Below are 5883 nucleotides of genomic sequence, written 5' to 3'. Positions count from 1 at the left end.
GTGCGCCGGCCGGACGCGCCCGCGGTCGTGGACAACGACGGTGCGCTCAGGCGTACCGCGCCCGCCTCCAGCCCGTCCGCGAGAAGCCGGTTGTTCCACAGCCCACGGGCCCGGTACTGCTCGGCGCCCGCGGGCAGGGCCCGGGCGAGTCCGACCGGGGTGCTCATCGGCCCGCCCGGTTCGCGGCCCGCGCCAGCATCTTCGTCAGGTTGGCCTGGAACGCCGGCTCGTCGAACGACGCCGTCTCCCGGGCGAGCGCGTCGGTGAGCGTCGTCGTGACCGCGCGGTGCAGCGCGGCGTTGAGGATCGCCTTGGTCTCGGTCACCGACTGCGGCGGCAGCGCCGCCAGGCGGGTCGCGAGTTCCAGCGCGGTGGCCACCGACGTGCCCGTCGGGACGACCCGGTTGGCCAGTCCCAGCCGCAGCGCCTCGTCGGCCGGGAGTCGGTCGCCGAGCAGGATGTACTCCTTCGCCCGCAGCAGGCCGGTCAGCAACGGCCAGGTGAGGGCTCCCCCGTCGGCCGCGACCAGCCCGAGGGCGACGTGCGGGTCGGCGAAGTAGGCGTGTTCCTCGACGACGACCAGGTCGCTCAGGGCGGCCAGGCTGCAGCCGAGGCCGACGGCCGGCCCGTTGACGGCGGCGACGATCGGGACCCGCACCGCCGTCATCCCCCGGACGATCTCGGCGGCCTCCGCCATGACGGCCGCGCGCAGCTCGACGTCGGTGGTCATCCGGCTCAGCAGATCGAGGTCCCCGCCCGCGGAGAAGGCCGTGCCCGCGCCGGTGAGGACGATCGCGCGGACCTGCGGGTCAGCGTCCAGGCGCGGCCACACCTGCGCCAACGCCGCGTGCAGCGTCCCGTCGGCGGCGTTGAGCGCGCCGGGACGGTTCAGGGTGACCACCCGCACGGCGCCGTGCGCCTCGACGAGCAGCGGGGCATTCGTGAGCTGAACCTCGGTCATGTGGAGCTCCCATCGGGGCCTGCGCTGACATCGGAGATCCTGCGTGCCGCAGATCAGGACAGGGTGTAGCGGATCGGCAGTCGCTTGGGGCCGCCGACGAACAGCGTCTCGACGTACTCCGCGGTGCCGGCCAGCTCGGCCGACTTCAGCCGGGGCATGAGCTCCGCGTAGAGGGCCTGGCCCTCGAGCCGGGCCAGGTGGGTGCCGAGACAGTAGTGGGCGCCGAAGCCGAAGCCCACGTGCCGGTTGGGTGCGCGCCCGACGTCGAACTGGTCGGGGTTGGCGAAGACGTCGCCGTCGCGGTTGGCCGACGGATAGGACAGCAGCACCGACTCCCCCGCCCTGATCGGGACGCCGCGCACCTGGGTGTCCTCGGTCGCCGTCCGCATGAACTGCTTGACCGGCGACACCCAGCGGACCATCTCGTCGAACGCGGTCGGGACCAGGGCCGGGTCGGTGGACAGCCGCCGCAGCTGCTCGGGATGCTCCAGCAACGCGTGCAGCCCGCCGGCCACCGCGGCACTGGTGGTGTCGTGCCCGGCCGTGGCGATCAGCGTGTAGTAGCCGGCCGCCTCCAGCTCACCGATCAGCTCGCCGTGGATGGTCGCGTTGGCGATCACCGAGCCGAGGTCGTCGGTGGGGTGGGCCCGCCGGTCGGAGATGAGCGCCTGGAAGTAGAGGAAGAAGTCGGTCAGCGCGCCCAGGCGCGCGTCCCCGTCCACACCGCGCCGCGCCAGGTCGGCGTCGTTCGCGCCGAAGAGCTCCTGGGTGAGCGTGAGCATCCGGGGGAAGTCCTCCTCCGGTAACCCGAGCAGCGAGAGGATCACGTAGAGCGGGTAGTTCACGGCGACGTCGGCGACGAAGTCGCACTCGCCGCCGAGGTCGGCCATGTGGTCCACGTAGCGCTTCGCCAGTTCCTCGATGCGCGCCCGCAGCCGGCGCACGCCCAGCGGCTTGAACCAGTCCGCGCTGATGTGCCGGTAGATCGGGTGGTCGGGTGCATCCATCTGGACCAGGGAGCGGATCGGCATGGTGACCGTCTCGCCGTCCTTCGGCTTCGGGCCGAGCGCGGGCCGCGGCGCATTGATCCAGACATCGGAGCGCCGGGCTATCGTCATCACGTCCTCATGCCTGGTGATGGCATAGAATGGCGCGTATTCGGGATGCTCGACGCGGTGCACCGGCGATGCGCTGCGCAGCACCGCGGTGGCGGCGTGGAACCGCTCGTTGTCGGCGTAGGCGCTCGGATCGGTGAAGACGCTGGCCGCGGCCTCGACATCCATGCCTGGTCCCCTCACGTGCCTCGCGCCCGTTATTCCGCCCACCAGAACGTCGACGCAAGTCTCGACGTCGACGTCGACAGTAGCAGCGGAGGTGGTCCTCGGGACAACCTCGGAGCCCACCCCGAGCCGGACTCGGCGTGCGGGGTCCGGCTCGCGGCCGACCCGGACAGGCGGACAGGCGGACAGGCGGACAACACTGGCTGCCCGCCCGTCCCGCTGGCTTGACGCAGGGCGGGTTGCCGCCAGAATATCGAACTCGATACCAATATCGAGTTTTGCGCCGGTCCGAACCGACCGGCAGGGCCCAGGAGTTGACGCCGTTCTGACCACCACCGTCGCCGCTGACATTCCCACCGACGACGTCGGCGCGCTCCGCGAAGCCCTGCGCGCCGCGCTCGGCACCACCTGGCAGGAGCATGCACCGAAGACGGACGTTCAGTGGCGCCCGAGGTGGCCGGTGCTGGCCGAGCTCGGCCTGCCGGCCTTCTGCGTGCCCGAGGCGCTCGACGGCTTCGGCCTGCGGGTCGACGTCGCCGCCTCCGCCGCCGCCGAACTCGGTGCCGCGCTGCACGCCAGTCCCTTCGCCGGCCTCACCGCGAGCGCCCATCTGCTCGCCCACTGCGCTGGCAACCCGCAGGCCGAACAGGTGCTGGCCGGCGTGCTCGCCGGCGAGCGCGTCTGCGCGTTCGGGTACCTCGGCGCCGGGGACCAGGTGGCGCGACTCGTCGACGGCGCGCCGGACGCGGACGCGCTCGTTCTGCTGAACCGCGCGCGGGGCGAGTTCCTGCTGCTCGAAGACCCCGCGGACTGGACGGCCGACAGCCGCCGGCACGGCTTCGACCTGACCCGCGGCTGCGCCGACGTCACGCCTGCCGCCGGGCGCGGTCATCTGCTGCGCCCATCTCCCGAGGCCGCCCGTCGCGCCGTCGACCTGTACGAGCTGCTGCTCGCCGCGGACGCGGTCGGCGGCGTGCGCCGGATGCTCGACCGCACCATCACCTACGCCGGTCAGCGCCGGACGTTCGGCAAGCCCATCGGCGGCTACCAGGCCGTGCAGCACCGCCTCGCCGAACACACGGTCCGGGCCCGCGGGATGGCGCTGCTCGTCACCGAAGCCGCCCGGCTGCTGAGCGCCGAGCCGACGGCGGCGGACGCGGCACGCCAGGCCCGGCGCTGCGTCGCCACAGCCTCGCTGAGCGTGAGTTCCGGCGCCCCGCACCTGCTGCACGACCTGCTCCAGCTCACCGGGGCCATCGGCTTCACCTGGGAGTACGGACTGCACTACTACGAACGCCGGGCCCACCAGGATGCCCGGCTGGCCGCGAACCCGCGCCACGCCCAGCGGTCGCTCGCCGAGGTGGAGGGATGGACCGATGGCAGCTGATCTCACGGCAGACACCGAACTCACGGCGGGCGGGCCGGGCGGCGCGGACGTCGACGCGTACCGCCAGCGCGTCCGCGCCTTCATCGCCGAGCGCGGCCTGCCCATGGACCGGGAGGGCGTGCGGGTCCCCGAGAGCGCCGCGCAGGAGCGGCAGATCCGGGACTGGCTGCGGGCCCTGTACGAGGCCGGCTACCTGGGCGCCGGCTGGCCGGTGGAGTGGGGTGGCCAGGCGGGCCACCTTCCCGTCCACGACCTCGTGGTCATGGAGGAGCTCATTCGCGGGGACGCCTACCGCCCCCTCGACCAGGTGATGCTGGCCGCGCATGCGGTCATCGCGTTCGGCAGCGACGAGCAGAAGCGGGAGCTGCTCCCCCGGATCCGCGCCGGCGAACACATCTGGTGCCAGCTGTTCAGCGAGCCCGGGGCCGGCAGCGACCTCGCGGCCCTGCGCACCCGCGCCGAGCCGGATGCGGCCGGTGAGACGTTCACCGTCACCGGGCAGAAGATCTGGAGCACCGACGCCCAGTGGTCCGACATGGGACTGCTGCTGGCCCGCACCGACCCGACCGCGGAGCGCCACGCCGGCATCACCGCGTTCGTCGTCCCGATGGGCCTGCCGGGTGTGGACGTGCGGCCGATCCGCGAGATGACCGGGCACGCCGAGTTCTGCGAGGTCTTCCTCGACGGCCTCCAGCTCGGTCGCCAGCACGTGCTCGGTGAGGTCAACGGCGGGTGGAAGGTGGTCACCTCGGGGCTGGCCTCCGAGCGGGCCTTCGTCGGTGCCAACGCGATCCAGCTCGAGCGCCTGTTCCAGGACCTCGTCGCGCTCGCCCGCACGGCGCGCCTGCCGGATGGCACACCCGCCCTGGCGCACGAGGACATCCAGGCCAAGCTCGCCGCGGCCCTCACCCGCGTCGAGGAGGTCCGGCTCATCGTCCGCGACACCGTCGAACGCATCCTGGTCGAGGCCGAGCATCCCAGCGACGGCCCGGTGGCCAAGCTCGCCTACACCGAGACGAACGTCGCCCTGTCCGAACTCGCCCTGGAGATCATCGCCTCCGCGGTGTCCATCGACGACGACGGCGCGCAGGTGGCCGACCGCTGGCAGCACAACTTCCTCTGGGGCCGGGCCCTGACCATCTCCGGCGGCGCATCCGAGATCATGCGCGGCCTCATCGGCCGCCAGCTTCTCGGCCTGCCCCGGGCGTAGCCACCGAGGGAGAACTCGGTAAGCAGCAGGGTCTACGGGCCGGGCGACGCGGACGGCCGGCGTGCACGCCGCCGAGGTCGAGGACGACCTCGGCGGCGACGGGAACGCTGCTTGAGCCTGGTCAGCACAGCGCTCCCGTCGCCGCGAAAACCGAGCCCCGAGTGTTCCGCGGAGCACCAGGACTCGACGGCCCCCCACGGACCACCGGGATCCGATGGTTCCGCGGAACACCACGACGGCCCCGCCGCGCACCACGGCCCGGCGCTTCCGCGGCCGGATGCGGCACAGCGGATCAGCACGGGACCGTGGTGCGGGATCGTGGTGCGGGCCGCGGATCCTCCACGCGGCTCAGGCGGCCGGATCCCGCAGCAGTACCGAGGCGCGCACGGCCGGGTCGAGGTGCGTCGCGCGGGCCCAGGCGCCGAGGGCGTAGGTCAGCTCGGTGGAGCTGCCCAGCAGCGCGTCGAGGGCGAGGACCCGGCTGTGGAAGTGGTGGTGGGAGTGCTCGCTGGTGAAGCCGATGGCGCCGAGGACCTGTAGGGTCCGCTCGCAGATGCGCCGGCCGTTGCGACCGGCGAGGGCCTTGACGATCTCGTCGTGGCGCGGCGGGGCCGAGTCCTCGTCGAGGCCGATGGCGACGGTGGTGACGCTCTCGAGCGCGACGCAGTCGGTCTGGGCCCAGGCGAGCAGGTGCCGGACCGCCTGGAACGTGCCGATGGGCTTGCCGAACTGCTCGCGGGTGGCGGCGTGGGCGACGGCGAGCGTCAGCGTTCCCTCGGCCGCGCCCAGGATCTCCAGGGCCAGGGCGAGGCGGCCGAGGCTGCGGGCGCGGGCCCGGGCGGGCCCGGCCTGGCTCTCCTCGACGGTGGCCGGCGCACCGGCCAGGTCGGTCACCACCTCGTGCACGACGAGCTGGCCGGGGACGGTGACCGGCGCCAGTTCGATCTCGTCCGCGCCGACCACGACCGCGCCGTGGCCGGGGCGGTCGACGAGCAGGGCGGCGCCGGTGACGTCGCCGAGGACGACCTGCCGCTCGCCGCGGCGC

Annotated in this window: 5 protein-coding genes; 2 read left to right on the top strand and 3 right to left on the bottom strand. The window is 73.2% G+C overall.

Annotation, left to right across the window (positions count from 1 at the left end; translation table 11 throughout):
• Window positions 1–163 precede the first annotated feature (163 nt).
• Window positions 164–961 (bottom strand): enoyl-CoA hydratase/isomerase family protein, encoded by a 798-nt coding sequence (locus MXD58_RS18150; protein ID WP_248821811.1) that lies wholly within the window; start codon window positions 959–961, stop codon window positions 164–166.
• Between the two features lie 53 nt (window positions 962–1014).
• Window positions 1015–2244, bottom strand: coding sequence for a cytochrome P450 (locus MXD58_RS18145; RefSeq protein ID WP_248821810.1), 1230 nt, complete (start codon window positions 2242–2244; stop codon window positions 1015–1017).
• Window positions 2245–2491: 247 nt separating this feature from the next.
• On the opposite strand from MXD58_RS18145, the gene MXD58_RS18140 reads away from it, so the two are divergent.
• Entirely contained in the window at window positions 2492–3628 is a 1137-nt protein-coding gene (locus tag MXD58_RS18140; protein ID WP_308222596.1) for an acyl-CoA dehydrogenase family protein, read from the top strand.
• Window positions 3618–4838 (top strand): acyl-CoA dehydrogenase family protein, encoded by a 1221-nt coding sequence (locus MXD58_RS18135; protein WP_248839855.1) that lies wholly within the window; start codon window positions 3618–3620, stop codon window positions 4836–4838. Before MXD58_RS18140 ends, MXD58_RS18135 begins: the two co-directional genes overlap by 11 nt.
• Before the next feature lie 348 nt (window positions 4839–5186).
• On the opposite strand, the gene MXD58_RS18130 is transcribed toward MXD58_RS18135, so the two are convergent.
• A partial coding sequence (locus tag MXD58_RS18130) for an acyl-CoA dehydrogenase family protein (RefSeq protein WP_250609620.1) occupies window positions 5187–5883 on the bottom strand: 697 nt, incomplete at its 5' end.

This window comes from Frankia sp. AgKG'84/4, from assembly GCF_023242965.2.
In the GTDB taxonomy this organism is placed as follows: domain Bacteria; phylum Actinomycetota; class Actinomycetes; order Frankiales; family Frankiaceae; genus Frankia.
The sequence above is the reverse complement of the archived record's forward strand: the minus strand, read 5'-3'. Positions and strand labels throughout refer to the sequence as shown.